This is a genomic window from Bradyrhizobium sp. USDA 4341 (genome assembly GCF_054063755.1).
Genome location: NZ_JBSSGO010000002.1, coordinates 7328855 through 7355853, shown reverse-complemented (window position 1 = coordinate 7355853; position 26999 = coordinate 7328855). Strand labels below are relative to the sequence as shown.

Below are 26999 nucleotides of genomic sequence, written 5' to 3'. Positions count from 1 at the left end.
ATGATGAGGCTTTTTTGGCCTTCTCGCGCGATCACAAGCACCTGTACGCGGCCTGTCTGCTCGACCTCCTTGAACGCTTCTTTTCAGGCGCGCCGTCGTTCCCAACTCCGCAGCAGGTCGTCCACGCCATCTACGACGTCATGCGCGCCAACCCGGCCCTCTGGAGCGAAGGCGATGACTTCGGCACCCTGCCGGAAATGATCTCGGCAGGTCGCCGCCGTATCCGGAAGGCCGACGTCGCGCTCGCGTCCGAGAAGGGCGACAAGGCGCTCGGTCTGGCGCGGCAACTCTACGCGCGGCTGCTCGCCTGGGGTTGGCTTGAGGAGGAGGAATACGGGCTCCGTGTCACGGTCGACATGGCAATGGGACCGCTGCTCGTGATCCAGCGGCTCGCGAGCCTCAATAAGGATCTCTCGCAGCGGTTCGGCGGCTTGATCGTGCAGATCCGCCTCAATCTCGAAGCCGTCGAAAAGCTGAGGCCCGAGATCACCGACCGCAAGCAGCGCGAAGCCGCGCTCGCCGTCCGCGAAGCACGCAACCAGGCCGACCAGTTTACCAAGAGCCTGCGAGCCATTCTGGCCGACCTGAAGCGGATCCGACGGACCGTCATGGAATCGAAGACAGTGGCCACCCGGCTGGAAGCCTTCTTCGAGGAGTTCGTCGACCAGCTCCTGCTGAAGGATTTCGAGTCCATCCTCACCGTCAACCATCCGTACCGCTTCCGCGATGCCATCGTCGATCTCGCACGGCGAATCTCCTACACCCCGGACACCATGCAGGTCCTCGCCGAGGAGTACACCGCTTCCAGCATGGCCGCCGACGTCGAGGACGGTCGAATGGCGGCGGCCGACGATCTGCTCGCAATCGAAAACATCTTCGAACAGATCGGCGAGATGTTCGAACGGATCGAGGCCTTCCGCAGGCAGCTCGAAGCCCGGGTCCGCAACACCATCAAGTACGCCGAGCGCGGCGGGCAAGGACTCGTCGGCCGGGCCGGCGACCTGGTGCGGCGGCTGGACGCTCTGCTGCGAGACGGCAGACACGACAGGGCGACCGTCGAGTGGAGTATCGAGCCGCTGCGGTCGCCCTGGTCGGAGCACCATCAGGCGCCAGCCAGGCAGCCGCGCCGCCCGGTCGAGGCGAAGGAGCTCGCCGGCCCGCCCTCGGACCCGTTGTACGAGCTGAGGAAGAAGCTCCGTCTCGAGTACATCGCTCGCATCGCGCCCCGGCCCGACGATGTCAGACGATTCCTTGAGGGCCAGGTGCCGCCATTCGCGACCAAGGAAGCTCGCTTCATGGAAATCGACACCGTAGACGACTTCCTCGCCTTCGATTGCGCCCGCCGCTATGCGCTGACGGGCGAGGTTCCGCCGCAGGTCGCGGCCGGATTCGATCTGGAGCCGCGCCCAGACACGCCGCCACACGACAGCGAATGGCTGCGTTGCGCGAACTTCCTAGTCAGGCGATCCGGCAGGCTCCGGAAAGCGGAGGAGCTCCATGCTCAGTGAGTTCGAACACGTCGAGCGCTCCTTCGGTGCGGAAAAGGCGGCCGACCTCCGCAAAGCGCTGCACTTCCTGCTGCGGCGGCAGTTCGTGTTCGCGGGAGATCCCAGAACCGGAACCGTCTACAACATGATCATGGACGGCCGCTTCCGCAACGTGGTCGATGGCTTCTTCGATAGTTGCGGATACCGCGTCCATCGCGATCCGGAGGCGCAGTGGGCCGGCATCGTCGCCATGGACGAGGACGTGCCGCTGCCCCGGATGAAGCTCGACGAAACCATCGTCATTTTGGTGCTGGCAGCGTACTGGCAGCAAGAGGTGAACGTCGGAGCGGTCGAAGACCGGGCCGTCGTGGTCGCCACCTTGAATGACTTGTTCGACCGCTACCGCGAGATGGCGCAACACGGCGGCGGAGGCGCGATCTCGGCCGCCCGCTTCCGCGACATTCTGCGCGAGGCTGCCCAGCGCAGCCTTGTCGAGATCGGCGACTTCGACGACGAGCAGCGGGACTGCGAGGTCAGGATCCGCCCGATGATCAAGCTGATCAGCGGCGGCGACGCGCTGCAACGGCTCGAGCGCTACGTGCGCAGCGAGGAGGCCCGTTTTCCGCAGCCCGCGGGAGACGAGGCATGATGGAGCTACGCCACCTTACGATGGTGAATTGGCACCTGTTCGACGTCGCGGACATCGACGTGACGGGGCACGTCGGCGTGCTTGGCGAGAACCGTTCCGGCAAATCGACGATCCTCGACATGGCCCAAGTCGTGCTCACCGGCGGCAGCCGGCGGTTCCTACGCCTGAACGCGGTCGCCGGCGACAGCGGAAAGTCGCGTAGTGGCTCGAAGCGCAGCGTCGTCGACTACTGTCTCGGCACGCTCGGCGAGGACCAGCGCCGGCGCGACGAGGCGCGCACCTACATCGCGCTCGGTTTTGAAGACACGGAAGGCGCGCGGCCGCCGGTCACAATCGGCATGGCGCTCGAGGCGCGGAAGTCAGACAGCAGGGAAACCGTGCTGGCGCTGTTCGTCACCGTCGGCGCCGTTCTAAGCTCCAAGGACTTCATCGAACAGCGAGGGAAGTTGCAGTTCCCGGCGCAGTGGGTAGACGTGCGCGCCCGGATCGTCGCGGCGGTTGGCGAAGGCAACTTCGTCAACCACCGCGATCGGGCCGGCGACTACGTCCGCGAGTACATGCGCCATCTCCTGCCGCATTCGCCCTACGGCGAGCAGAACGCAAGCGCCCTGCAAAAGTCGATCGTCAATGCGATGACGCTCGATCACAACCAGACGGCCACGCAGTTCGTGCGGAACTATATCCTCGAGGACAGTCCGATCGGGATCAAGGAGCTGCGCGAGTCGATTCAGACCTACCGCAATATCAGCGAAACGATCCGGAAAATGCGCCTCAGACTCGAAGCTCTGAGGGCACTTCGGGGGGTTCTCGCCGCACTCGAAGAGGCGCTCGAGACCAAGTTCAGGGAGGAGTGGATTTCCAAGCGCGCGGCCTGGCTCGCGGCGCGGGCGATCAACCTGGACTTTAAGACCAAAAGGCGTACCGAGATGGCGCGCCGAGATGCCGCAGCAAAAGAACTCGAATTCATCGAGGAGGACGTCAAGGCCATCGATCAGGAGATCGAACGCCTGACGGCGGCGATCGCCGAGCACGACGCCAAGACCGGAAGAAAGTCGCTGCAGCAGAGCGCTGATGTGGCCGCGCAGGCGGCGCACCGCGCCTCGGCCGAGTTTAAGGCAGGCCTGGATAACATCCGTCGCCTGCATCCGCTCCGGGCGATGTGTGCGGACTCTTTCGAAGACTTCGTGCCTGCGCTGGAGCGTCTTCTAACCGCCGCCGTCGGGGCAGACATAGCGGGCGTCTCAGACGAGCTCTCCGCGGCCGAGAAATCCTTCGCGACCAGCGGTGCGAAATGGCTGCCGAAGATCGACGAAGCGCGTCAGGCGATCATCGCGGAGCTTTCCGGGCTGCGAGTCCGGCGTGACGAGGTGCTCGAACGGGTCCGACAGCACGCCTCCGGAGGGGCGCGGGCCTATCTTGGCGACGACACTGAACTCCTCTGCCGAAGGCTCCGGCAGAAGGGAATGGCCCCGCGCGTGCTCTGTGACATCATCGAAGTCGCCGAACCCGAATGGGTGGGGGCCGCCGAGGCGCTCCTCGGCCGCGACCGGGAGGCGGTGTTCGTGGACAGAGTGGACATCAGCGCCGCCACGGCGATGTTCAAGGAAGGCCGCCGCGAGTTTCGCCACGCATCCCTCGTGAGCCTGAACAAGCTCGAGCAGTTCCGGGCCAAGCCGGAGCGCGGCAGTTTCCCCTCCATCTTCCGGAGCCAGGATCCGGACGCGATGGCGTTCATCATGCGCCGCTACGGCACGGTCCGTCTCGCCGACACGCTCGATCAGTTCAATAAGCCCGGCCGGGCCATCATGAAGGACGGCCTCTACGACGATGGACTCGTCAGGACCCATCGCTGGATCGAAGCCTCGCAGCACAAGATCGGAAAGGCGGCCCAGGCGAACGCCCTGCGCTCCCTGCAAGATCAGGCCGAGGAACTGGATCGGCTCCTGGCCGACAAGAGCAAGGAGGCCCAAGCCGCGGAGCAGGCCTTTGCCGCTCTGAAGAACATCTGTGAGGGGCGTGAGGACCTGAAGGCTTTCGCTGCGGCCTTCGCGGCCGCGCAGACCGAGATCGGCGAAGCCCATGCCAGACTCGATGCACTCGACGGCGCGGGCGATGGCGGCCTTCGCGACAAGAAGCGAGCGCAGCAGAAGCTGAAGGACAAGAGGCTCGACGAGAGAAAGACCCAGCAGAAGGCATTTGGCGAGCATGACGGCGAACTCAGATCGGCCGAGAGGAGGCTCGGAGATGGGGAGAACGTGCCGGGCTCCGAGCTCAACCTCCGGGTCGCCCGGTCGATCTACCGCAAGACCTTCCCGCTCTACTCCGCCGCGAAAGGCAGGCTCGTCTACCGCGAGCGCCTCGATGCCGCAGCAAAAGGCGGTTTTGTTGAGAAACACCGTGCCATCGCAGACAAGGCGGTTAAAGATGCCGACGCCTCGGACGTCGAACGCGTCCGGATCGAGCGACGGGTCCGCGAGCTCCTTTACGATTACTTCGATCAGTTCGGGATGAGCTCGCAAGTTGGCGCCGAAAGCGAGCCGCTACGCGAGGTGAAGCCCTGGATGGAGCAGCTCATCTCGGATATCGAGTCCAACGAGCTGCGCCAGTACGAACGGCAGGCCCGAGAAGCGGCAGAAAAGGCCTCGACGCTGCTCCGCGGCGAGTTCATCAACGCGCTCACGGCCCGGATCGGCAAGATGGAGCGGGAACTGCAGTCGTTGAACCGTAGCCTCTACGCACATCCCTTCCACAACGAGAGATATTCGTTCCATCGCACCCAAGTGGTGGAATTCCAGCCCATCCTGAAGATCATCGAGATCGCCAAGACCTCTCCGGAGGCGCTCGACATGCTGTTCCGGGGCGATGTGCCCGATGACTTCCCGCACAAGGATACGATCCTTGCACTCGAGGCGCTGCTAGAGGATCCCGACAAGGACTTCACCCAGTTTGAGGACTACCGCAACTTCTACACCTTCGAGATCCACATGGAGGATGTCGCTACCGGCCGCTCGACCCGCTGGGAGCAGCGGCGCGGCACCGGATCGGGCGCCGAACAGCAGGTCCCCATCTACGTCGCCATCGGCGCTTCGCTCGCCGGCGTCTACGGCAGCGCCGAGCGTCGTACGGGCAAGCCCGCCGGCTTCGCTCTCGCTATGTTCGACGAGGCCTTCTCGAAAATGGATGGCAAGAACCAGCGGCAGATGATGAGCTTCTATAAGAATCTCGGACTCCAATTCGTGATCGCGGCGCCGTTCGAGAAGCGGGTCGCCGTGCTCGAGCACATGGATACGATCGTGGAAGTGGACCGCATTGGCGAGCAGTCCAGAGCCACCGTGGTGCAACTGAAAGAGAAGGCCAAGCGCGAGCTGATGGCCATCGATCCGGACCTGATGTCCGAAGATGAACTCGCCAGCCGTCTGGCCGCCGAGTAGCCATGGCGCGGCGTTTCACGGACGCGAACGGCCTCTTGAATGACCTGCTCGATCGCTTCGAGGCCGGCGCCGCGAGCCCGATCGCCCACCCGGATTATGCCGCCTTCGCCTCGGTCGTCGCGGCGGACGCCTTTCTCAAACAGATCAGGGAAGCCGAAGCTACCGGCGCGGTGTCCGTTGGCTGGGGCCGAGGCGTCAAGCGGGATCAGGTCGCACACGTGCGGCTGGCCTCGGCGGAGATCCTATACCGATATCTCGACCGCACCCCCGCGTCGCGGATTGCGCAGGACGCTGCGGCAAGGCTTGCCGCCGGATCGGCGCTGCGCGACTCTCTGAAGAACAGCGCTTCCCAAATCGCCGAGGTCTGGGGACGGGGGAAGACGTGGCACGGATTCGCTTCGTCCGACGTCGAGATGCTGCGCGACGCCTTCGTTCTCGCCCAGGCCATCCTGGACAACAAGCATCTCGACGTCGACTACAAGACCTTCTCGCGACGGACGGTGGGTCACAGCAAGACGCTCGAACGCACCGAGGGTGCGGTCGTGCGGCTCCTGAGCGGTATCCTGGAGTTTCCGCCCGGCGCGCGGCCTCGCGAGGCACTGCGGGCAATTGGACTGGAACGCTTCGCGCCACCGCTGCTGGTCGCAGGAAAAATCAACCTCGAGGGAGCCGATCTCTCCAGGATTTCTCCACATTATCTCGGAATCACTCCCAAGGAAGCAGATCGCGTCCGTTTTCGGGAGCCGCCGGCGTACATTCTGACGATCGAAAACTTCGCAAGCTTCAACCGGCACATCGCCGAGGCGGATCCCGGTCGACTGGGAACGACGATGTACGTCGGCGGGTACCCCTCGCTCGCCACCCAGCAGGCGCTGCGGATGATCGCAGGGTCGGTATCCGAACAGACGCCAATCTTTCATTGGTCGGACATCGATCCCGACGGGACCTGGATATTCCACACCATCGAGCGCGCCATCGGCCGACCGATCCGCCCCCACCTGATGAGCGTCGAAATTGCCGAGCGCTCGGGACAAGTGCCGTCCAAAAAATCCGCACCCGCCAGATGCTCACCAGAGTCCGGTATCGCGCGGCTGGCAGCGTACCTGGCAGAAGATGGAGCCAAGACGCTTGAGCAGGAAGAACTCGATCCCGTTTTGCCAGAGCTTCGTTAGAAAATCCGTGTCGGTGTGAGGCCGACATCGTGCCGTCCGCAGTTCAAGGATCTCGGCCGGCGATGGTTGAACAACACCTGTGATCGGCAAAGCGGACGCCATGAGTAAGGCGGCTGCTTGCCGGGATCGAAAAACGCCGTCGGCACGCGCTCGACACGCCCCTAAGCACCGCCTGCTCTCCGGAAGAGATCGCGTCCACCGTTTTTCCTGAGTTGCATACCCACCCTCGTGGTCAAGCGCATGCGTGCAAGGGCGGCGCCTGCGATCCGGGTGACGACGCAGGACCATGTCCATCTCGCCAATGCCCGCGAAGGCATCGTGGCCGATGTTGCCGTCCAGACGCAAGTAATGGGTAGTGGGGCGATGTCTTACCTGTCGACGAGCTCATCAATCGCGACACATATGCGCAGAATTCCGTCTGGTGCAGCCTGAATTCAGGACGAAGGAGCCTGTTCCGACCGCAAGCCGGCCGATCGCCAACTTACGCCCGCCCCTGCCGCCTGGCGTCGCAGATTGGCAATCGGCACCCTGGAATACTTCACGTCTACCGGAGCACAGGGCCCCGATTCCATCATAGATGCCGAGGATGCTCTCTATGACGTGGGTAGCTCCTTGAACAGCGAAGGCATCTCGTCCGGCGATGCACCTTCTGTGCGGCGTCAACGCGCCGGGCCGATCATTCACTTCGCCCATGTCACTGACAAACCGCAGTCGGTGAGGTCGACCACGACGTCGCTTGTAGAAACGACGCCCTTGCGGTGAGTGATCGCCAGCACGGTCACATCTTTGGCTAGCGTACGGATATGGTTCATAATGTCCCGCTCGGTTTCTTCGTCGAGCGCGGAGCTGGCCTCGTCAAGAAGAAGGATCGCCGGCTCGCCATAAAGCGCGCGGGCAATAGCAATACGCTGGCGCTCTCCGCCGGAAAGCTTCAAACCACGTTCTCCAACGACTGTATCAAATCCTTCAGGCAAGGCCTCGATCAAGGGGAGAATAGCGGCTTTTTCCGACGCAGCACGAAGGCGCACTTCGTTGCGGGGCCGCCCTAGCAGGATGTTGTCGGCTAGCGACTCATTGAGCAACATCACGTCCTGCGGCACGACAGCAACTGCGGCATACCAATCCGCGCGTTCGATGCCCGCTATATCGGTTCCATCTACCAGAATACGACCGCGGTCCGGTTCAATCGATTTCAAGACGAGCCTAAAGATTGTCGATTTTCCAGATCCCGATTCACCGACAAGGAAGGTGATCCCACCCCGCCCAGCCACAAACGAGACGTTCGTAACGCCACGACCGTTGTCGTAGGCGTAACCAACGCCCTCGAAAGAGAGCTGGCCACCGGAGGGCGTGAAATCTTGAGCGTGAGATGGTCGCCGCTCTTCGGGTGCGGCCCATAGTCTAGCCAGAGGGATGAGGTCGGCTCGCGACCGCGCCGCGTCAGAGATGGCACGCGCAACCATCTCGAAAGGCATATTGAGCTGGAGTAAAAGCGTGTTGAATAGCACCATATCCCCGATGGTGACCGCCCCGACCTGGTATTCAGGTATGAGAAGAAGAAACGTGACCGCAAATTGTAGCGCGACGGCTGGGCCGAGCACGGCGATGTAGGCAACGCGTTGCAACACATAGGCGCGCCAGTTATCACGCACCTCGCGCGCCGTCATCGTAAAGCGCTGGCTCATCCAGGAATGACTGCCGAAATAGCGCAGGGTGTCCATGGAGCTCATGACGTTGCCAACGAAACGCGCATTGTCCTGTCCGGCTTCTCTGGCTCGTTCCAGGAACACGTACGCCCGACGCGTGGAACTCCACGTCAATGTAATCAGGACTGCCCCATAGACGACGACGATTGCAGCGATCTGGATATTGAGGAGCGCGCCGAGAGTAACGAACGTAAGTAGAAGTTGTGTTGCAGCAGGGATGAAGACCACGATCCCAAGCTGGACCAAAGCCGTCAGGGCGCTGCGCCCGCGCGCGGCCGCATTCTGTATTTCTACGGGATTGTGCTCAAGAAAAAAGGCTGCGGTTTTCCTCAGGATGCGATCAAAGAAGCCCGTTGCAGCGATGAAGCCCAGGTTCTCGGCTGTCATGAAGGACAGATACTGCAGCATGCGCTGCAATGCGGAGGCTACCCCAAGTAGGACCGCATAGCCTGCGAACCCCCACGCAAGCACCGACATGTCTTCCTCGCGCGGGAGACGGTCAATGAGACACGAAAATACATAGGGCGTTGCGACGCTGGTCGCGCTTGAGATCAGCACTACTGCGACAACGACGAGAAGCAACCACCGGTCGGAGCGCCAGTACGCATGCAAAATTTCGGAAACCGGTGATAACGTGCTGCCGTTCGACATATCTAGCGGATAGAGGAATTGGCTTTGCTTAGGTTGAAAGAGCCGACATAGCCCTTTCGCACGATGATTCCATGCGAGCGCATGAAGATGCTCGATGAGGACTCGCCAGACTTTCCGTTTACCATTGCTTGGCTTCAAATCAATCGATCCAGCACGGTCATCAACTCACCAATGCTGGTAGGTTGTCGTCCGCCTTCTCACATGAGAGATCATGTTTTGTGGCGGGATGGCTAAACGCCAGCTGCGAATTTTGCGATTCTTGTTTGGCGATTGCGAACTCGACGGAGCGCTATGGGATCCACCTTGAAGCGCGCCGAGGCAACGTTAGGCAGGACGTTTTAACTCAACGATTTTAGCAGCGGTTAAATCCCGTCCCGGCCTTGGTGACAAAGTGGACCTCAGCAGTGCGCGTTGCCTAATCGTTGTTAAGCACCCTGTCCTTATCCGCGCGATCCCAAAGCTCCGGTGGCGAAACTTGAACAGCTTCAGAGACAGGAACGCAACGGCTTTGATCAAATCGCAGTTGGCTTGGCCTTTGAACAGAGCCGGACGCACACATGTGCTCGGTAAGTTTTGATCTTTACCGGCAGGCGAGCCTTGGAGGCTTAGGGCGAGATAAATGTATTCGGGCGTTCTGAAGTTCGCGGCTATATTGGAAAGTATGGCACCCGGTGTGCTCAATCGGGAACACCGAGTAGCGACGTCCGCCTGTATCGTCCGCCTGCCTCTTTGCCTTTGGCGGACCGATTTCGGAGTTGCTCGGGATGCTCGCACGCGCGACGCGATCCAGCGCACTTCTTTTCCTGTCCACAGTGCTCCTCACAGACCGGCTGGCCGCGTCACCAAGAGCAGATCCAGCCAGCTCGACCAGGCGAAGCCTCATATGGGACGCGCCGAGTCGCCGGCGAGTCAAGACCGCGTTCAGCCTCTCAGACGGCGCTGCAGTGCCCGCCGATCGACGACGAGGTTCCTAAGGTTCAGGTCTGGCTGCGGACCTGCCGCTAATCGACTGACCAGTGCCCGGGTGCCATCAACCACGAAGACGCCGCAGTCATACTCATTCCTCTGCTGGCTTATGGGCGCGTCTTGCAGGTTGGCCCCGACTCGTTCAGCGATCGTTGCTGCGAGTCTGTCATTATATCCTAATATCCTAGAACTGAGTCATAGTGATAGGCAACCAGCCGGCCTCGAACGCGGCGATCCACCAGCAGAAACGACCAATGGGAGCCACGGCGATTGAGGTCTGTAGCGCTAGCATCATTCACCGGCAAGAACAGGAAATCGGCTATAGCCGGAGGAGGAGGAGGACGCGGCCGCTGTCCAGCGAGTGGCCGGTGCCTCTATCCTCGTTCTATGCTTGGTTGTCTTCCGTCTTTAGTGCTGCACGCACGACGGATCGGTCAAACAGAAAAATAAGTCGCAGATACCATCCAACGGGTCATCCGCGCATTGAGGATATGACGTATCGGCTACCTGCACCTTGGTGGCGACCGGTTGGGCGGCAACCTCAGCAACAAAGGTCGGCACCGCCGCCGTTCCAAGCGCGAGGGCGCTCGCAGTCACAACCACGAATTTTTTCATTCTAGAGTCGCTTCCCTAGGTTGGCCCCAGCCCGTCCATCACGTCTATATGACCGCACCGCAAGTGGTAAAATTGATTTTCTTGATTGGGTCTATCTACGGAATGGATACGTTCGGATATCTCGGCAGGACCTCGCCTTAAGTCAATCGGAGTCAGCGGAGCCGTTTATGCTCGAGCTCTCGCCCAGCCATCGAAGCTATCGATGCAGCTGTCGAAGCAATCGAAGCACCCTCGTTTGTTGATCATGGCACACTGTGCGTTGCAATGGTTGGAACCGCGCGGGTTTCCCGACGACCCCTGCGTCCCCTCGCGATTTGTGAATACGCGATTTCTTCACGGCCGATACGACGATTATGGGGATCGCTCTGGTTCCTCTTTGTTACGGCTGCGCTGCAGACCACACCGCAAGGCTTGCTCGGCTGTAGTGCCAAGTCCGGCTGGCAGTTCAACGTCTCGGTCGCAGCGCCTTAGCGTTGGAAGCTTAAGCTATTCGCCGTGTGTTGCGTATGCCTAGCTCGAAGTTGCGCCGCGCGGGTCTTGTTCGCCACCAATGCCCTGCGTGCCCACGCGAATCCTCGCGCTCCGTCAGGACTCCTTGCAGAGCACTATCTGCTTCCACGCAACCCCAAGCGGTCACGAGCCCGACGGCTGTGACAAGATCGGCTATTCGGACCAGAGCCCGCGTCTCGAGCGGCACTTTCGGGACATCGATTCACGATCGATGCAAGCCTGCCTCGGCAGCCTTCCTTACGCAACTTAAGCTCAGGATCGTTGCGCCTCCGCCGGGCTGCGTCTGCCGGCCTTTCGCACTGCCGGATTTAGCGACGATGGCGCCATCTCGCCAAAGTCAGCTCTGCGATGAACAATGGACGGTCGGCACAGTCGCAAGGGCTGGATATTCTTCAAGCAATGAAACTCGTCAGCTGATCGACAGCTAAACCCTCTAGCATGATACCATCTCTATCCGGACAAGGCTGGGCTTGATGGGCTCATAATCTGGAACAGAAGAAGGAGCTGGATCCCCTCAACATACCGCCCCGTCGAGAACCAGATCCGCTTCCGTTTTATAGCCGTTTGTGCACGTCTCGGTTTCCGACCCTCGCGACTCGCTCAAATCGGATCAACTTGTCCGATTGATATCGACAAGGCTACCAAAGGGAAAATGGAATGAACCCGTTTGACAATATCGGCCCGTCTGCGGCTTTTACGAATTACGTCGAGCCGCAACAGGAAGAAATGGGGCAAGCAGACTTTGAGCAGCGGCTTGGAGAGCCTCAGCCAATCCTCCAAACATCAGAGGCGGCCGGGGCCGGATCGTCCCGGACTGACACGAAAGGTAATTTGAGAGCGCAGGCTATTCAGGGGAACGAACGGTGCGCAGCTGCATCCTTTATCAGGACGCGCGCTCGGCTTGCCGCGACGCTGACCTGCGCAACCGTTGCGGAACTCAGAATAGAAATCGAACTCGCGGCGCAAAAATCGGCACGATGGTCAAAAGCAACTGGGCCATCAGCCGGCGGCGTCGATAGTGGCCGCGTTTACGACGAGGTGGTGGCATCGTCGTACGCTGAGCTGCAGCGCTTTCAAAATCACGCCAGCCATTGCAAGCCACATGTACTGGACCGTCAAAGCGCGATGGACCATCTGCGTTCCATGGCGGCTTTGCGTTACGACGCCGCCCCCTGGAATATTTGGGGAGGCCAACAACTTGATCTGGGTCGCGCAGCGGCAGCGCACATGAGAGGGGACACTTATTCTTCGCCTTTTGTATCACTGTCCGAGGAGGCCTCACAACTGCTCCTGTCGCCGGACGATGACAACGAGTATGGCGCCAAAGCAATTGCGGAAAGCGCGAACGAGTTGCACTCCTACACGGTGCCACGGGTCACCACCTGGACGGCCGAAGAGATCGTCAGTATCCTTGAGGACGGGACTGAGAATGATGAACCCAACCTTGCATGGGTGAGCGATACCCCAACCGAGGAGCGCGAGGTACTATTTCTGGGCGGGAATCTGGATGACTATCGGACCGCTAGCGAATCGAATCCGTACAGAAAGTCAGAGACGAGAGGCTGGGGCTAAAGGGTGCGAGAAAGCGCGACATCTCTTGTCGCGCTGCTCGGAAGCAGCGTTCCGCGGCATCTATAATGCCTGATCTGAGTGGCCTGCGGGGGAGTTGGTCGGGTAGCGCACGTCGACCATCAAAGTGTCCGCCGAGATCTGTACCGTCTTCAAATTCGTCGCACTTGTCGTCGGAGGAAAGCGAGGCATTTCGCTCGCCGATAGGCCAATATGGCCCGGTTATAGTCGCCAGAGCTCTACGCTCGAGTCAGCAAATGCCAGCAGAGCACAACGAGCTTCCCGCCACGCCGACGCGGTCGTGGCCGTCACAGGATCAGTGTTTGCAGAGAAGCAGCTCCGCCCTCACCGGCTGGGACACTCGGAAGAACGAAAAGCCCCAGCACCTTCTGGGGGCCTGGAGGCCGGGATGCTGGGGCTCTCGTCGCCTTATCCAAGTGAAGCAAACGGACAGGCGGGCTCATTGTGCATTGCGAAGTCGATTCGTCAAACCAGAGCGCATCGTTTTCTTTTGGCATGCCAACCATCCGAAGCAATCCCTCTGGAGGTTTACTTGTCAGTTGGCGGCGCACATGCAGGCCTTTCGCAACGAGCGCGACGACATCCGGCCGTATCGTCTTCGGGATCACGCACATGTTTCTCCGGCTGCCGCGCTCAGCGGCTGGCTTCGTGCCCGCGCCGATCTTCGGCGCCACCAATGGCCTCATATTGAGAGCTTACTTGCCCGTGATCGAAAATGATCCGGCTCTCCGGCCGACGAGCCTCTCGTGGATTTGGTGCGTGTTCTCTCCTCCGAGCTCCATCCGTTGGGGAGGTGGAACCTGAAGAGCCCGGTGCGGCTCAGGTAATCCGCCGAGCCGACCTGGAGGCATGAAAGCTGCCATCGAACGGCATGCTGCCGCAAGACAAGAAGCTCACTAGATTCCCAGTCGCCCCATCTGCGCTGACACGTGCCCAGCATCGGAAAGGTGGTACAACGCCTGGCCGCCAGCTGCGGTGCTCAACAATGACTTGCAAAACGCAGGTGTGAGCTTGCCGCGGTGGATCACGACGTTGTTGTGCCCCTCGGCGGCTCGAGCGTTCTGCCAGTGCCGATTATAGCCGCGCTGTTCATCGGACTTCACGTGGCAAGCGGCGAAGTCACGGTCCCCCAGCATTGGCAATTGCCAGGCATGTACCGGCCGCTTGGTATGGATGTGAACCCACATCGGGCTTGGCCTCGCACCACTGCTCAGCGCCTTGGGCTGCAGCTTGACCTCGAACAGCCTCCCTGGCTCTCCCTGCAAGGCGCGCGGTGGATCGACTGGCGCCAATTCCCCGGTCGCCCGCAATTGTTCAAGGTACCTTTGCGACGGAAACGCATAGGTCTTCATGCAATCGCTCGTGATTGCCGCCTTTCGCACGTTCAATGAGTTTGCCTGGCCCTGCACCTCGGACCGCATCGCCTTGAGCCGAAATATTTTTTCGTGCACTTCGGGCACTTGCACCGGCGTGAGCAGGCCCCGGCGGCGAGGCTCCTCCAGCGCGACTACACAGGCCTCAATCTCGGCAGCCTGCGTCTGCAAGCGCTTGCTGACGAGATCCAAGACGTGGTCGGCGTCCTCGGGCTTCATCTGGCGCGCTTGCGAGATGGCCCTTTGCTGAGCCGGCAGATCGAATTGCACCAGCTCGTCCAGTCGCTCGAGTAATCCCGCCAGCGCTTTCCTGGAGGGCGGAGCCTGCCACATCTGGAGGTGCTCGGTAGCAGAGGGTGACGCGCTCGCGCGTGCCTCCTCCGCGGTCGCGAGTTTTTTTGTACCTAGGTCCGAGAGCACGATAACCTTGCCGGTCGGGGCCGTGGCCGCATCGGGCCTGGCGAGTTGCGGCTCGGGCGGGCGCGCCGTCGAACTCCCCTCGCCTGCGGCCGCTGCGCGCCTTCCTTTGCCCTTTCTGCGCGCTCTGCTGCTTTCGCCCACCATGGCGGTATTTTCCGGCGGCGCAGCCCAAGCCGGCGGTTCAATTGTGGCTGCCAACTTTGGCTGCACTGCCAGCAACCGCATGACTTCGTTCGCCGTAAGCCACGCACTTTCCACGATCTGGTCCAGCAACTGCAACGGAAGGTCAGCTCCTGATCCGGCTTCCCTCAGCGTGGCAACCATGGAACTCACCCCTGAAGCGAATTCCGAAAGCCGCTCCATGACACCTTCCAGAACGGTGCGATGCTCGGCGTCGAGCGGTGCCCCGTTGCTGTTCAGAACGGCATGGCCGGTCGAGACGAATGCTGGAAAAACATCTTCGATGAAGGTCCCGAGCAGACGCACCCGCCCGTTCTCGTCCATGAGGGTTTCGTGCGCGTCTGGTTCCAACGTGCTCGCTTGCGAGTCAATCAAGAGCTCCGCGAGAGCTATCCGGGTTTGCAGATACATGCACTTCGTATTGAGCGCATGGCCGGTATGTAGCCTTAGTGCGGCCTCTTCAGCCTTGCGCATCGCGGGCGTAGCGCTTGGCAAGTCCGCAGTAGCTGCGCAGACGGATTGCATCCGCTCCAAGCGCAGTGTCTTCTTTCCCCACCACTCCATGTGGGCCGCATAATGTTCCGCCACGCTTGCAACCGAGCGGCTCAGCTGGTGGGGCGTTGCGGTGCCTTTCAACCTCTCGAGGCATCTCAACGCTTCTTTTCTCTTCTTCTCCAGTTGGTCAACAATCTGCCTGGCCACGGTGTTACACTGGGTGGCTGCGTCAAGCACGTCATCGCGGAGAAGGCGGGCCCGATCGTCGGGCAGAATGCGACGCGCCAAATTTGGGGGCAGATCGGCGTAGTACTCCAGAGCTGCTGAGCCTGCCCTGACGACTTGGTCGATCAGCTCTTGCGCCTCGGGCAAGTCCCGGGCGCGCATGGCCGCTCGACGACAAGTTTCAAGCTCCTCAAGGAGACTCTCCAATCTTTGCCCTGCTGCTTTGATCTCGTGCCGCGTTGGCGCCACCACATCTGAATCTGGTGGCTGGCTCGCGAGCGGCACGGCCCGCTCCTCAGGCCCGGAGCGCATCCGCTCCACGACGGCGTCGAAGGATTGACTGCGTTCCCCAGGGACGACGCCGAGTTCCCCGGTGCTGTCAGCTGCTGCCCCAACGTGCGATTTCCCGGATCGGCCAATGCCCGTCATGCTTTATCTCCGATTAAGTCAACGATGTGCAGCCTGTCTGGATAGACCGCTTGGCTGACGAGTAGCTGACCAAGAGCGTTCTCCAGGGATGCGCAAAAAAGCGCATGTCGCCTGTGGTTTCATTTCCCGTCGCAGCTCCAGTGTTGCTGAAGTGCGGGGATGACCGCGTGAGTTGCCGGATAGTCAGCTGAAGCACATGACCGCGGACTGACCTGTTCCGGTCGTGATCTGCTTTGCCGAATGCGACAGTACCGGCCGCGAGGCGATCCGTGATCATCCTGCCCCTGACCAGTGGTGTGTTCACACGAACTGGACGAAGCCATCCAAATGCTGGAGAGCACCAGGCAACGCTGTGGTCGGGCAGAAATTGGCCAGCGAAGATTGATCAAGACCTAGGGCCGGCCCGCACGCGTCTCACTATCCGGCAAGGAGACTTCGAGAAGAGTTTACGAAGCCAGCGGCCACGCACCGCCCCTGATGAAGCGTAGAAAGCCGATCAGCAACAACATTAGCCCCGGCCGAAGCGAGCAGAACCGACGATGCGCAGGTCTTTTGCAACTACATCTCGGCGAAGCTGGTACCCATCCAGGCTCAGTCAGATCAGCCTCATAGACATACGGCAGCGAGCGTACCAAGCGCACCGAGCATCAACCCGATCAGCGAACCGGTCGTCGGAACGTTTCTAAAGAGGAGAAGAGTGAGTATCGGCTCCACCACCAGAATAGCTCCCACCGATATTGCGACAATGATCCAGATATTCTTTAGATGCATGTAGCCCAGCGCGTATCCGAAAACGAGAAGGATACCACCGAAAGATATCAGGAGAAACATCGGCAGGAGCATTGTCACATCCCCGCCGGCCTTTCCAAACCGCCTTGAGGCAATCAACTCGGCGATGATCGAAATCGCTTCTCCAAGGAAAATCGCTGCCACCGCTACAATCTTCAATATCAAGCTCATCGGCTGTCCATGGCGGCCCGGATATGGGGAATTGGAGGGCACCGTTGGCGTTGCTTTTTCGCTTGTCCGGCGCCTGCACGGCGCCGGGCCGGCTCACCTGTCGCTCCTTACGCGGGCTCGTCAACGCCTGCCTGATTGTCGACCGGCTCGCGACATGCAGCGATTGTTTGGCGCCGATCAAGCCGCTTTCGCTAGTGGCGTCAACGAATGCGGTTCAAGACGAGCCCAACCGCACCGCGTGCCGCCTGCCGCCGACGCGATCAGGGACTAGGCTGCAATCCGCACTGGGAGTGAGGAATAGCCGTGCACGAAATTAGATGCGATTCGCTCGGGTTCGCCGACAACGCTTACGTCTAGCCCTGCACGCAATATTTCGTCCCAGAGGATATTCAACTGCAGTTGTGCAAGATGCCGACCAACGCACCGATGGATACCAAATCCGAACGATAGATGCTGCCGCACATTCTTGCGGTCGATCACAAAGCTGTCGCCATTCTCGATGACCTCTTCATCCCGGTTGCCCGAGATATACCACATAACGACCTTGTCGCCCTTGCCGATCTGCTTGCCACCCAGAATGCAATCTGCCGCCGCGGTGCGGCGCATATGGGCGATCGGTGTCTGGTATCGAATAATCTCCGACACGGCGCTCGACACGAGCGCAGGGTTATCGCGCAGTTTTCGTAGCTCGCCGGGGTACTGATTCATGAATAAGACGCCGCCGGTCATCGAGTTGCGGGTGGTGTCATTGCCTCCGACGATCAGCAGGATCAGATTGCCGAGAAACTCATCTGGCTTCATATGGCGCGTGTCGGGCGAATGTGCCATCAAAGAAATCAGGTCCAGGCGCGGCTCGGCATTAATGCGCTCGTTCCAAAGTTGCGTGAAATACTCAAGACATCCGGACAGGATTGTCCTTCGCTTTTCCCAGCTGTCGATGGCATGGCCGGCTCTCGGAGGTGCAACAGCTACATCTGACCAATAGGTCAGGAGCCGTCGGTCTTCGAAGGGAAAGTCGAAGAGCGTGGCAAGCATCTGCGTCGTCAGCTCGATCGAGACCATATTCACCCAATTGAACGGATCATTGCGCGGCAACCCGTCCAGAATCACCCTGACCCGCGAGCGGATCAGACTTTCAAACTTCGCCAGGTTATCCGGTGCAACTATCGGACTTACGGTATTGCGCTGCCCGGCGTGTTTTGGAGGACCCATCTTAATGAAGCTCGGGGTCCGGTGCTCGTCAGGCACATCGACGATCGTGACACCCTGTTCTGACGAGAATGCCTTATGGTTTGTATCCACCGCGACAATATCGCGGTACTTCGTGACGGACCAATAGGGGCCATAGCAGCTGTCTTGGCAGTAGTGAACGGGATCCTCCCTTCGCAGCCGCTCGAAGTACCCCCATATGCTATCATCCTGAAAGCGCTTGGCTTCGCTAACATCCAGCTTGCTCAGCGGGATACTCGACGCCTCATCGGCTCTACGTGCCGATCTCGCTTTCATGATGGTCTCCGCAGATTTTGTTCATTCGAGAGCATACGGGTCCGCATAGTCGCTCTCCACGACCGCCCTGATGTGTTGGTTGCGAGCATGTCCTCGCTCCAACAGAGTATCTCAAAGCGCGAGCCGGCCTCTCCTACCATTTCTGGCAGGACAGATCGCATTGACTTTCCAAGTCGATCCAATCCAGTGGACCTTAGAACCATCACGGCAACGCTGTCATCGCCTGATGATCGGCTATATCGTTGCTCGAAATCAAATAGCTGACATGCCACCACAGCTTTCCAGGTCTTGAAGATCTCAAATGCGAACCTCTTTGGCTCCTCACGGCCGCATTGAAGCTATTTTTGGGCCGCAGCGCGTGCGGCGACAATCATTAGCGCTGCTCATCCTCCATGACACTACTTCGCCGCAGCACCACCGAGAGTACGCAAATGTTCTGTTCGACCCGACAAACGCCTGCTTGATCCAACATCCTGGCTGGCAGCCCAGCAACTGAACGAGACAGGAGCTCTCGAGAACGATCGTCTCCGAGGCTACGATGCTCAATCGCTATCCACCCAGTTCATGGCCGCGGAACCATTCGCAAGGACGATGGCTTGCGCGACAAGTAAAAAGGATGGTCCGGGCCCTGGCACCGTCATAGGCAGAACTCCAAATAGCCCTTTCGCCCGGTCAGCTTCTGATCAGCATCACCGCTGCTCGGCAAGCTCTGCGCAGACCATTGCGACGAGGAGGCCAGGCCTGGCACCCGGCTCACGCGAAAGCTAGACGAGGATGTCAGTGACAGCGAACGGTACTATGCGCAGTCAGCACGTAGAAAGCGGTATTCGCCCCCGAGAGATCGGTGCCACGTTCAGCAAGCGCGTTGTCGAACCCGGCGCATTGCCGACCGCCCCTTGCTCTCCTTCCAGCAGTTCCACCTGAAAGGATCAAAGAGAATGACGGCATACCCGACGACGTTGCAGAATCTGCGCGCGGCTGATCCTGGTAGCAAGGTATTGGAGATAACCACGACCACCGGCTGCATCGTCAGATGTTCTTATTGCTCCCAGGACAAGTTTGCAGATCGCCAAAGGCTCGTATCCCAAGCCAAGCATCTGGGTGTTCAGGATTTCAAGCAATGTCTCTCACGCGTACCGACAGCTACCGGCATTAGTTTTGCCGGATATTCGGAGCCCTGGTTGCATCCGCATTGCAGCACGATGGTTGAGCATGCTTACGCACGCGGCCACGACGTCCGGATCTTCACGACTCTTGTTGGAATGAACGGAACTGACGTTCGGCGCTTGCAAGTGCTCCGGTTCAAGACTTTCGTCGTTCACGTACCCGACGACGGCACCTATATGAACAGCCGCCTCGTCGGAAAAAACTACATCAATGTCATGCGCCGACTGATTGAGGCAAACATTCCCTCAATTCAATTGGTGGTCCTGGGTAAAATCCATCCTGATCTAGCCGACGTAATCCCCGCCAAAACGCTACAACGCTTGCGGCCGCTGAGTAGCAGGCGAGGACGTATAGATCCGAGAATGATCACCTCCCGGCAGCCGATCGCCGGCACTCTGACATGCAATGGGAAACAGCAGCATCGGAATGTCCTTCTTCCAAACGGCGATGTTACTTTGTGCTGCATGGATTTTGAGCGGCGTCATGTCCTTGGGAATCTTTTGCGCGACGAGTACGAAGATCTGTTCGAAGGCCGGATATTTAGCGAAATCGCCGACCGCATGAACGGTACGGATGGCTTTCTGCTTTGCAGGACGTGTGAATTTGCCAAACCGGAGCCGGAATGTAGGAGCCCTGCCCGCGCGCTGTGAGAATGGCCATACCGATGGAAGCGCGCTGCACCAGCTGGACTAGCGCCAGAAGGCGGCGCGCTTCGGCGAAATGCACGACCGGGGACCAGCCCTTAGGAGAGCTCCAAGGACCGCCTATGTTCAACTGGTGCGACTGGAGGTGGTAGATGCTTTTCCCGCAAGATGACGGACGATTTGGCTTCGCAGTTGATCTCGTGCCTCTCGATCGATCCAAAAGCCGTCTTCGGTAATTCAACGAGCCACTCTCCAATGGGAGTTCGAACGTACAAGACAGCGTAACGGGCCTGACCCACATGCCCGCCATGACGAGACCAACGTTGCGCTTGCAATTCAGCGAGGTGAGTAGCTGCAGAATATTCCATCCACGATCGATTACAACGACATCGACTTGCCGATCTTGCCGGGAAAACCCGCCCACGGCGGCGCTGGTGCCCTCCCACAAACCATGCGATGTGGGTATCCGACAGACTCGTTCCCCGGGAGGTCCTCACCTGCACATCGTGAGAGCTGCCGCAGAATCAACTGCGACATTGTGCGCTGATTTTCCGCTCAATAGGACGCTCATAGCTCAAACAGTATTGGCCGGCTGCCGTTCTCATCATGAAGGATACGATGAAGAAGAGAAGCCTTCGAGAAGACGCTCTCCACGCAACTTGTCCGAACCATCGATTTCGTCAAGTTCGCCGAAACCAAGAATGCCGCCCCTCTTACGTTCTCCTCGCTTTGGATCATCGGCACGATCAACCTGCTAACGAGCCAGGCCAGCTTGCCACTCAGTTACAATGTCGCATTTGCGCGGCGCTTCCTCTCTTCGCTGTGGGCGGTCTGGTTTGTATTCTGTCGTTTGTCCCGCAGGTGTTGGCTCAGTTTTTCGAGACGGATGACGACTCCGTCAGCTTACTGTATTAGGGCGCCGCGCCGAGCACACATTCAAGCGCTGCCTTTGATCTTATTCCATATGCAAGGCGTTCCAACCCCTGAGGACCTGGGGTGCCAGTCTGGTATCGACGAGTTTGCTCCAGGACTTGCCTACTTCGATCCAGCGGCATTTTCGCGCGGGCAAGCTCTCCAGCACTTTTTGGGCAATAGGTGCGAGACTCGCAGCTTCGGAGGTTGGGTCGAGGCCAGCGTCTGCAAGGATTTTCACGGCTGCCTCTTTGGATCGCATCCACGCCGCTTCGGTGAACCTGCTCTCCGAGAAATACTCGAAACAGGTGCGAAACGTCAGAGCACGGCCGATGACCTTATGGTTTGGTAATCCCGTCTCACTGAGCCATCGGCGCAAATGGTCGCACCATTCCTTGTTGCTGAAGTCGAGAAGATTGCCACCTTCGAAAATCAAAAGCGCCGCCATGCCAGCGATTTCAAATCGTACGTCCTCATCTTGTTTTTCGAACCATTCGCGGATTGCTTGCAAGGGCGTCCTCGGCATCTCGGCCGCGCCGGTCCGTTTTAACGGGACGACGTTTTCCAGTGAGGGCATGCGCGGCCAAGGCTTCCCCTTTGCGTCCCATAAGACCCAACGCTCTGCGATCGCTTTTGCTTCTTCCGGTGATCTGGTCCGCCAAAGCTCCTTGAGCGCCTCGTCGACGTAGTATGAAACATCCGCCTTCAGGCCACGTGTACGCGCGATTGCTGCTAGGCGTCCGGCCTCAAGGAGCCGGGCCGCGAAGTTGTTCTCTGCGTTCATTTTCCGAGGTCTTTCGCGCCTCTCCAGCGCGTCCCGTTCATTCTGCTCTAACCGTACTACAAGCCCGCTATTCACGCCGTTGAAAGTTAGCGGCGACGTGACAAGACGCCCGCCGGTATCGGCCGAGCAGACGCTGTCTGCCTTATGTTAGCGCCGCTAACTTCAGTGGCCAGCCACGGCCGCAACTTGCGATGGTAGCCATGCCCGGAAAGCCCTAGGCATGGCTAGGGGTGTGCATTCTTCGTGCCAAGCAATCGTCGACAGTTTGGATGACGTTTGAGTTGGGTTTGTCTGCTTCCCGACATACTAAGGTCTCGATCCTAGCAGTAGAGCTTGTCCGCAGCGGGCTCATCTTGATGCTGCCGTCTCCGCAACCACGCGAGCGACGTCGCTGGTGGATCAAAAAGCCTTCTGCTTTCGCTATTGGCGCTTTAAATCGGCCCCCCTCCAACAGCGCTGGGCTCCCTCATGGTTAGTTTAGTCCGTCCGGTTCGTAAACAATTCCTGCTCCAAGCTGGTTGCGGCACTCTTAGACACACAACCTGCGTTCCAATCATCTCAATAGCAGTCTGGCCATTGGTGATTGTGCTTTCTATCTCAAGCGTCTTCAGAATCCTCCGACAACGACGGCATTTTAACGTCGCCGGCACGTGCATACGAGAGAGATGCACTGATACCCAATTAGGATAATTTTCATTCGTCGAATTTTGGACAACTTAATGAGCGTATCGCGTGCGGAGATCGACTCTAACAAACAGATCGTTCCTGTCCGAGGAGAATCATTTCTTTACTTTCTTCCATCGCCAAAAAGGGGATGACTGGCTCTCAACTCTTGACGAGGTCGATCGGCGCCGTGTTGTGTTTGCCTTAGTCGAATAAGTAATCTATCGAGTTGGCGCGTCGGCTTCGCCGACTTGGCTCGACGCGCGCCGAGCCTCCCATCCGGCCTTCGATTAGCCTCCTCGCGAGGGGCTCCGCCCCCGGCGCCCAGGAGGACCGTTGCGCTCGCCGCGGCCGTCTCCCCAGCCTTCCGCGCTGCGCTTGTGCAGGCTGAGTGATCCCCTCGGCAGCGTCGTCCCTGCGTGCGCCCCGGTCTCAGCGGGCTGGGCATGACGGTTCAGCGTGGAAGTCTGCGCTGAATCGTTGCCCCGAAAGGAAAACTGAAAAATCAAGAATTGCGTCCAAGCGGCAGCTTAAGCGGCGTGCAAACCCACCGCGGCAGTCGCGGCACGATCTTAAGCGGGATGGTTCAATCACTGTGACCACATTTGGAAGCACGAAACTCTCAGATGAAAGGACCAAAAAGACGTGGGATGCATGATACGAGCGCATTGTCGGGCGGCCGAGGAGTAAGCGTCATCATCGCAGGCCAGCAGCTTGATCGGGCTGAATCCTCACAGGATCGCAGATCAGGTGCGGACGTACTTTGGAAAGACCCGTCTGGAATGTTCAAATGGCAGGCCTGTCTCCGAACAATATGAGGATAGCCGGAACCGCCGATCTTCCGATAACTGAGGTTCAATGAGGATCGATGGCCGTCATACGGTACCTAAAGACAGTAAGTTCGTGCACTCGATGCGCTTCAGGAAAAGACGGCCAGAAACAATCTGGCCGTCTCTCACGATCGAAACCATGCGTCATGACCTGCGAAGGTGTTTGCGCGGTTAAAGGATCAAGGTTTCGAAACGCGTCCCCTGCACTGTCTCTTCGTTTACCAGATGAACTTAGCGCCATCCGGCAGTTCGCAGATGAATTCGCCCTGGTTCACGAGTTCGGTGGTCCCGACGACGAGCTTCGAAGCCCGCACCGTGAGCCTGCCTTCGCGGCTGAGGCTATGGCGGATGTACTCGGTCACGGCATGTCCGGAGCTGTCCACCGTTTGGTGGGCATTGGCGAAGCTAATCCCGTTCTGGGGGGTCACCCTGAAGGCATTGATGACCAGACCAGCCTGAGTTGCCGACGCAGCTTTGCCACCCTCCGCGGCTGTACAGCGGCTCATGTCCAGTACGAGCTTCACATTCTTGCCGGTCTGCAGGGCATGGAGCACCTCGGTGTATTTCGGCGAGGGCTCATCGGCTCTCGCCATCGTGCTCACGCCTACGGTCGAAAGCAAGGACAATACGATCGCCAGTCCTTTGCCAGTACACTTCATATGCTCTTCTCCCTCGATAAGTACCACAGATCGCACGCTGCAAGACGTCGTGTAAGCCGATTGGCGGATTTAAGACATCAAGCGTGCCTGCGACAAAGACAATTTGCCGCAACTAGGCGCAAGTGGTTGTAACGGCTATTCCGACGTCACAACCTCGTAGGTCAGGTTTGCTAAAGCGGCTCGCCCCCGTGCGAAATCGACTAGAACGATTTGATCGAGCGTCGGCCGCTTGGAAACCACAAAACGGCAACCGGTCGCGCTCGTCCATTGCAGGTCCGACGGCCGAGAGAACTTGAGAAGAACACGGCGGCTCCTCGCATCCGCCAGCTTGTCCATGCGATAGCCGGGCAAGGACTGCTGCCCCAGAGGGCGTACCCGCAAAGAGGTGGTGGTGGAGCGAACCTGGCGCGGCGGTCCGAACGAGCTCAGTCAAGGGACCCGATCTCGGCTCATTCGAAACAGCAACGACAGAGAGCACAAGACAGCGCCGACTTGTGATCCCTGGCTTTGCGCGTCTTCCTTCTGGCTGACGATCGCCTCACTGACCAAATCCATCCGGCTCACCTCAAAGGCCAAGGCAAATGGCTTCCTGCCTGATCCGTCAGCTTCTCGAAAGCTGCGCCTGCAATAATCTGCGCCAATCGCCGGCACTCGAATGGAGACTGAAATGAATGTTGATCCCCGGAATGCCGCCGACACTCCATTCGAGGTTCACGACGTGCTGCAGCAGCCGAGCCAGGTCGACGGGCAATCAGACGAGCTTAGCGCCCAGACCAGCGCACCGGCACACAGTTCCGAGGATCAAGCAAGTTTTGAGCAGCAGTTGGAGGACCTGGACCTAGATGACCAGGATTCGGCTTTGCCAAGGTCGGATTCAGTCTCGTCAGTGGCAAGCTCCACAACTGGCACGTCGTCGTCTGCGTCGAACCAGGCGGTCCCGGAAGCCGGTTGCTATCCAGCCACATCATTTGTCAGCGCCCGCGCTCAACTTGCCGCAACACTGACGGGTGCCACTCTTGAAGCGCTCCGGAACGAGATCAACCTTGCTGAGCAGCAATCGGCACGTTGGTCACCGGTAACCGCAGCCCCCGTCGATCGGGACCGCGTATTCGACGACGTGGCGGGGTCGTCATATGTCACACTGCGGCGCTTTCAGAATCAGAACAGCGATTGCAAGCCGCGCACGGAAGAAAACACGAGCGCAATATCGCATGTCCGTAACACGGCTCGGGATCATTCTTCCGTTGGATACCCGCTGGAGCGCTATCCTATGGACCGGGCGCGCCAAGCTGGCTGGCATATGCGCGGCCAAACAACCGCATCTGCCTTCGTATCGTTGGTCGAGGATCCGGAAAAACTCGCCGTTTCGCGCGATCCTTGGGCGAGAGCGATCGCCAACAATGCGGATGCGCTGCACACCTACACGGTACCGAAGTCCGCGATCTGGACGCCCGACGACGTGCTGAGCAGCATCGGGCTTGGAATGAATGCCGAAGATCCGGACCACATCGACGGGGATGTCGATTTGATGTGCTCACTCGGCAGAACTCCAACCCGAGAGACCGAGCGCCTGTTCCTGGGCGGCAATTTGGAGAACTATCGGACCGCCAGCGAAGCAAATCCCTACAAGCGCGGGAGTAATGAATAGATACTCTGTCGACCGCGCCATTTAGCAGGTTCATTCGGGTTCATGCACCAAGACAACCACCTCAAGGTAGACCTGGAGCACGGCACACCTCACGCGTAACAGTTTGAGCATAGGGCGTGGCGCGACCGATGTCTGATCAACTCGCCGATCGAACGGGGCAGCCCCCTACGCAATGCGCTACGGGCGGTTGAGGGCTCCGAGAGGGAAAGTCGCACTACGACGGTCGGGAGGAGCTGGCCGTTCGAGGCATCCTGGTATCTTGGCTGCGTTCCGACATCGCACGGCATCAATTTGTTAGTGGCCATCATGCGTGGCCGGAGGCGCGATGAGGTAAACCTCTGAACGCGAAGCATCGCCCCTTTTTGCTAGCTCGACCTGACATTGAACGCGCGATCAACGCTTTGGCCGCGATCGCTTCAGCTATTCACTCGTCTGCGACAGGCGATACTGTTGCAGCATGGCCGATCCGTCACCTGGATGTGTTCCATCAAAACAATCGATTTTGCTGGTCACACCTAAGCCCCTCATAGTCGACCGCGATCTATGGAGGCAGCATTCAAAATGACGTCTGGCAATCGATTCTCTCCTCAGTTCCTTGATGATCAAATTGGCTCGCGCGATCGCTCGTCCGCATCTCGGCTGTTAGCCCATGCCCGTCACGTGAACGCATACCTGCCCCGGTCTTCCCGCAATATTGCCACGCATGAGGCGGATCCATCGATCGTCCGATTGTGATGCCATGGCTTTGCCCAAAGCCTGGCACGAACGACTGGCTCTTCGTGCACATCCATGGCTCTGGCGCTGAGCTTGATCGGACGGCGGAATGCTCACGACCTGGATAGCGCAAGACCGCCATACGCAGGTCGATGGTCTGGTCCACACTGTGTCGCCGTTATCTCACAATGCTTTCGAGCCTGATGGTACCGCTACAAGCAGTCGTCAAAGGCACTTGAATCTCACGTAGCGTCAGATTGTAGGATTTCCGACAGTCTCGCGACAGAGCCCGCTCGCGTGAACTCTTCCTGACAGGTAGCAAGAATTGCGAACGTCTCAAAAACTCAATGCACGGCCGCTCCGCCCCGTTACACTACTCGATGGCTTCTCTTCAGAGCGTTCATCGTGCATCGCCTGTGCGCACAGTGGAGGACGACGCGCCCCACGCGTAGCCAGGCCAGGATCCAGCGGGCGAGAAGAGCGCGAGCAGTCGCAATTTTGTCCATGCCGGTCACACGCCGAGTTCGAGATCAGATCATTGTTTCGTGGTTTACCCCGTGTGACGACACGGAGCCTGCGTAACCACCTCAGGCGATGCGCGCTCGCAACGCCG

At 59.4% G+C, this 26999-nt stretch carries 14 protein-coding genes and 1 pseudogene; 7 read left to right on the top strand and 8 right to left on the bottom strand.

Features of this window, described 5'->3' with window-relative positions; genetic code table 11:
- The first annotated feature begins 14 nt into the window (after positions 1-14).
- From ACVIGB_RS40765 to ACVIGB_RS40750, 4 genes are read left to right on the top strand one after another with little or no spacing between them, the layout of a single operon-like run.
- Positions 15-1508: a Wadjet anti-phage system protein JetA family protein gene (locus tag ACVIGB_RS40765; protein WP_456718411.1), complete on the top strand. Its 1494-nt coding sequence runs from the start codon at positions 15-17 to the stop codon at positions 1506-1508.
- Positions 1498-2136, top strand: a complete 639-nt coding sequence (locus tag ACVIGB_RS40760; protein WP_456718412.1) for a DUF4194 domain-containing protein — start codon at positions 1498-1500, stop codon at positions 2134-2136. Before ACVIGB_RS40765 ends, ACVIGB_RS40760 begins: the two co-directional genes overlap by 11 nt.
- Entirely contained in the window at positions 2133-5567 is a 3435-nt protein-coding gene (locus ACVIGB_RS40755; protein WP_456718413.1) for an SbcC/MukB-like Walker B domain-containing protein, read from the top strand. Before ACVIGB_RS40760 ends, ACVIGB_RS40755 begins: the two co-directional genes overlap by 4 nt.
- Positions 5568-5569: 2 nt before the next feature.
- Positions 5570-6739 (top strand): Wadjet anti-phage system protein JetD domain-containing protein, encoded by a 1170-nt coding sequence (locus ACVIGB_RS40750; RefSeq protein WP_456718414.1) that lies wholly within the window; start codon positions 5570-5572, stop codon positions 6737-6739.
- Between the two features lie 680 nt (positions 6740-7419).
- Here ACVIGB_RS40750 and ACVIGB_RS40745 read toward each other — a convergent pair.
- The 3 genes and pseudogenes from ACVIGB_RS40745 to ACVIGB_RS40735 form a co-directional block, all read right to left on the bottom strand.
- Positions 7420-9234 (bottom strand): ABC transporter ATP-binding protein, encoded by a 1815-nt coding sequence (locus ACVIGB_RS40745; RefSeq protein ID WP_456718415.1) that lies wholly within the window; start codon positions 9232-9234, stop codon positions 7420-7422.
- Between the two features lie 783 nt (positions 9235-10017).
- Positions 10018-10382 (bottom strand): annotated as a pseudogene (locus ACVIGB_RS40740) (Ulp1 family isopeptidase); the annotation flags it as partial.
- 88 nt (positions 10383-10470) lie between these two features.
- On the bottom strand, positions 10471-10677 hold the full coding sequence (locus ACVIGB_RS40735; protein WP_456718416.1) for a hypothetical protein: 207 nt from the start codon (positions 10675-10677) through the stop codon (positions 10471-10473).
- 1167 nt (positions 10678-11844) lie between these two features.
- On the opposite strand from ACVIGB_RS40735, the gene ACVIGB_RS40730 reads away from it, so the two are divergent.
- Positions 11845-12759 (top strand): hypothetical protein, encoded by a 915-nt coding sequence (locus ACVIGB_RS40730; RefSeq protein WP_456718417.1) that lies wholly within the window; start codon positions 11845-11847, stop codon positions 12757-12759.
- A 914-nt stretch (positions 12760-13673) separates the two neighbouring features.
- On the opposite strand, the gene ACVIGB_RS40725 is transcribed toward ACVIGB_RS40730, so the two are convergent.
- From ACVIGB_RS40725 to ACVIGB_RS40715, 3 genes are all read right to left on the bottom strand, one after another.
- A complete protein-coding gene (locus tag ACVIGB_RS40725) occupies positions 13674-15899 on the bottom strand; it encodes a hypothetical protein (RefSeq protein WP_456749294.1) in 2226 nt (741 codons plus the stop codon).
- Between the two features lie 606 nt (positions 15900-16505).
- The gene (locus tag ACVIGB_RS40720) at positions 16506-16859 is read right to left on the bottom strand and encodes a hypothetical protein (protein WP_456718418.1); all 354 of its coding nucleotides are present in this window, start codon (positions 16857-16859) and stop codon (positions 16506-16508) included.
- 267 nt (positions 16860-17126) lie between these two features.
- The gene (locus ACVIGB_RS40715; RefSeq protein WP_456718419.1) at positions 17127-18365 is read right to left on the bottom strand and encodes a cytochrome P450; all 1239 of its coding nucleotides are present in this window, start codon (positions 18363-18365) and stop codon (positions 17127-17129) included.
- A gap of 938 nt (positions 18366-19303) precedes the next feature.
- On the opposite strand from ACVIGB_RS40715, the gene ACVIGB_RS40710 reads away from it, so the two are divergent.
- Complete coding sequence (locus ACVIGB_RS40710) at positions 19304-20182, top strand: SPASM domain-containing protein (RefSeq protein ID WP_456718420.1); 879 nt, start codon at positions 19304-19306, stop codon at positions 20180-20182.
- Positions 20183-21131: 949 nt separating this feature from the next.
- Here ACVIGB_RS40710 and ACVIGB_RS40705 read toward each other — a convergent pair.
- Positions 21132-21872, bottom strand: coding sequence for a hypothetical protein (locus ACVIGB_RS40705; RefSeq protein WP_456718421.1), 741 nt, complete (start codon positions 21870-21872; stop codon positions 21132-21134).
- Between the two features lie 1711 nt (positions 21873-23583).
- The gene (locus ACVIGB_RS40700) at positions 23584-24024 is read right to left on the bottom strand and encodes a VirK family protein (RefSeq protein WP_050420720.1); all 441 of its coding nucleotides are present in this window, start codon (positions 24022-24024) and stop codon (positions 23584-23586) included.
- 667 nt (positions 24025-24691) lie between these two features.
- Between ACVIGB_RS40700 and ACVIGB_RS40695 the strand changes: the two genes are divergently transcribed.
- On the top strand, positions 24692-25672 hold the full coding sequence (locus tag ACVIGB_RS40695; RefSeq protein ID WP_456718422.1) for a hypothetical protein: 981 nt from the start codon (positions 24692-24694) through the stop codon (positions 25670-25672).
- The last annotated feature ends 1327 nt before the right edge of the window (positions 25673-26999 follow it).

Bases quoted from the DNA above. Each gene is read 5' to 3' on its own strand.
- ACVIGB_RS40760 (WP_456718412.1), top strand. From the start codon at position 1,498: ATGCTCAGTGAGTTCGAACACGTCGAGCGCTCCTTCGGTGCGGAAAAG.
- ACVIGB_RS40755 (WP_456718413.1), top strand. From the start codon at position 2,133: ATGATGGAGCTACGCCACCTTACGATGGTGAATTGGCACCTGTTCGAC.
- ACVIGB_RS40750 (WP_456718414.1), top strand. From the start codon at position 5,570: ATGGCGCGGCGTTTCACGGACGCGAACGGCCTCTTGAATGACCTGCTC.
- ACVIGB_RS40735 (WP_456718416.1), bottom strand. From the start codon at position 10,677: ATGAAAAAATTCGTGGTTGTGACTGCGAGCGCCCTCGCGCTTGGAACG.
- ACVIGB_RS40730 (WP_456718417.1), top strand. From the start codon at position 11,845: ATGAACCCGTTTGACAATATCGGCCCGTCTGCGGCTTTTACGAATTAC.
- ACVIGB_RS40725 (WP_456749294.1), bottom strand. From the start codon at position 15,899: ATGACGGGCATTGGCCGATCCGGGAAATCGCACGTTGGGGCAGCAGCT.
- ACVIGB_RS40720 (WP_456718418.1), bottom strand. From the start codon at position 16,859: ATGAGCTTGATATTGAAGATTGTAGCGGTGGCAGCGATTTTCCTTGGA.
- ACVIGB_RS40715 (WP_456718419.1), bottom strand. From the start codon at position 18,365: ATGAAAGCGAGATCGGCACGTAGAGCCGATGAGGCGTCGAGTATCCCG.
- ACVIGB_RS40710 (WP_456718420.1), top strand. From the start codon at position 19,304: ATGACGGCATACCCGACGACGTTGCAGAATCTGCGCGCGGCTGATCCT.
- ACVIGB_RS40705 (WP_456718421.1), bottom strand. From the start codon at position 21,872: ATGAACGCAGAGAACAACTTCGCGGCCCGGCTCCTTGAGGCCGGACGC.
- ACVIGB_RS40700 (WP_050420720.1), bottom strand. From the start codon at position 24,024: ATGAAGTGTACTGGCAAAGGACTGGCGATCGTATTGTCCTTGCTTTCG.
- ACVIGB_RS40695 (WP_456718422.1), top strand. From the start codon at position 24,692: ATGAATGTTGATCCCCGGAATGCCGCCGACACTCCATTCGAGGTTCAC.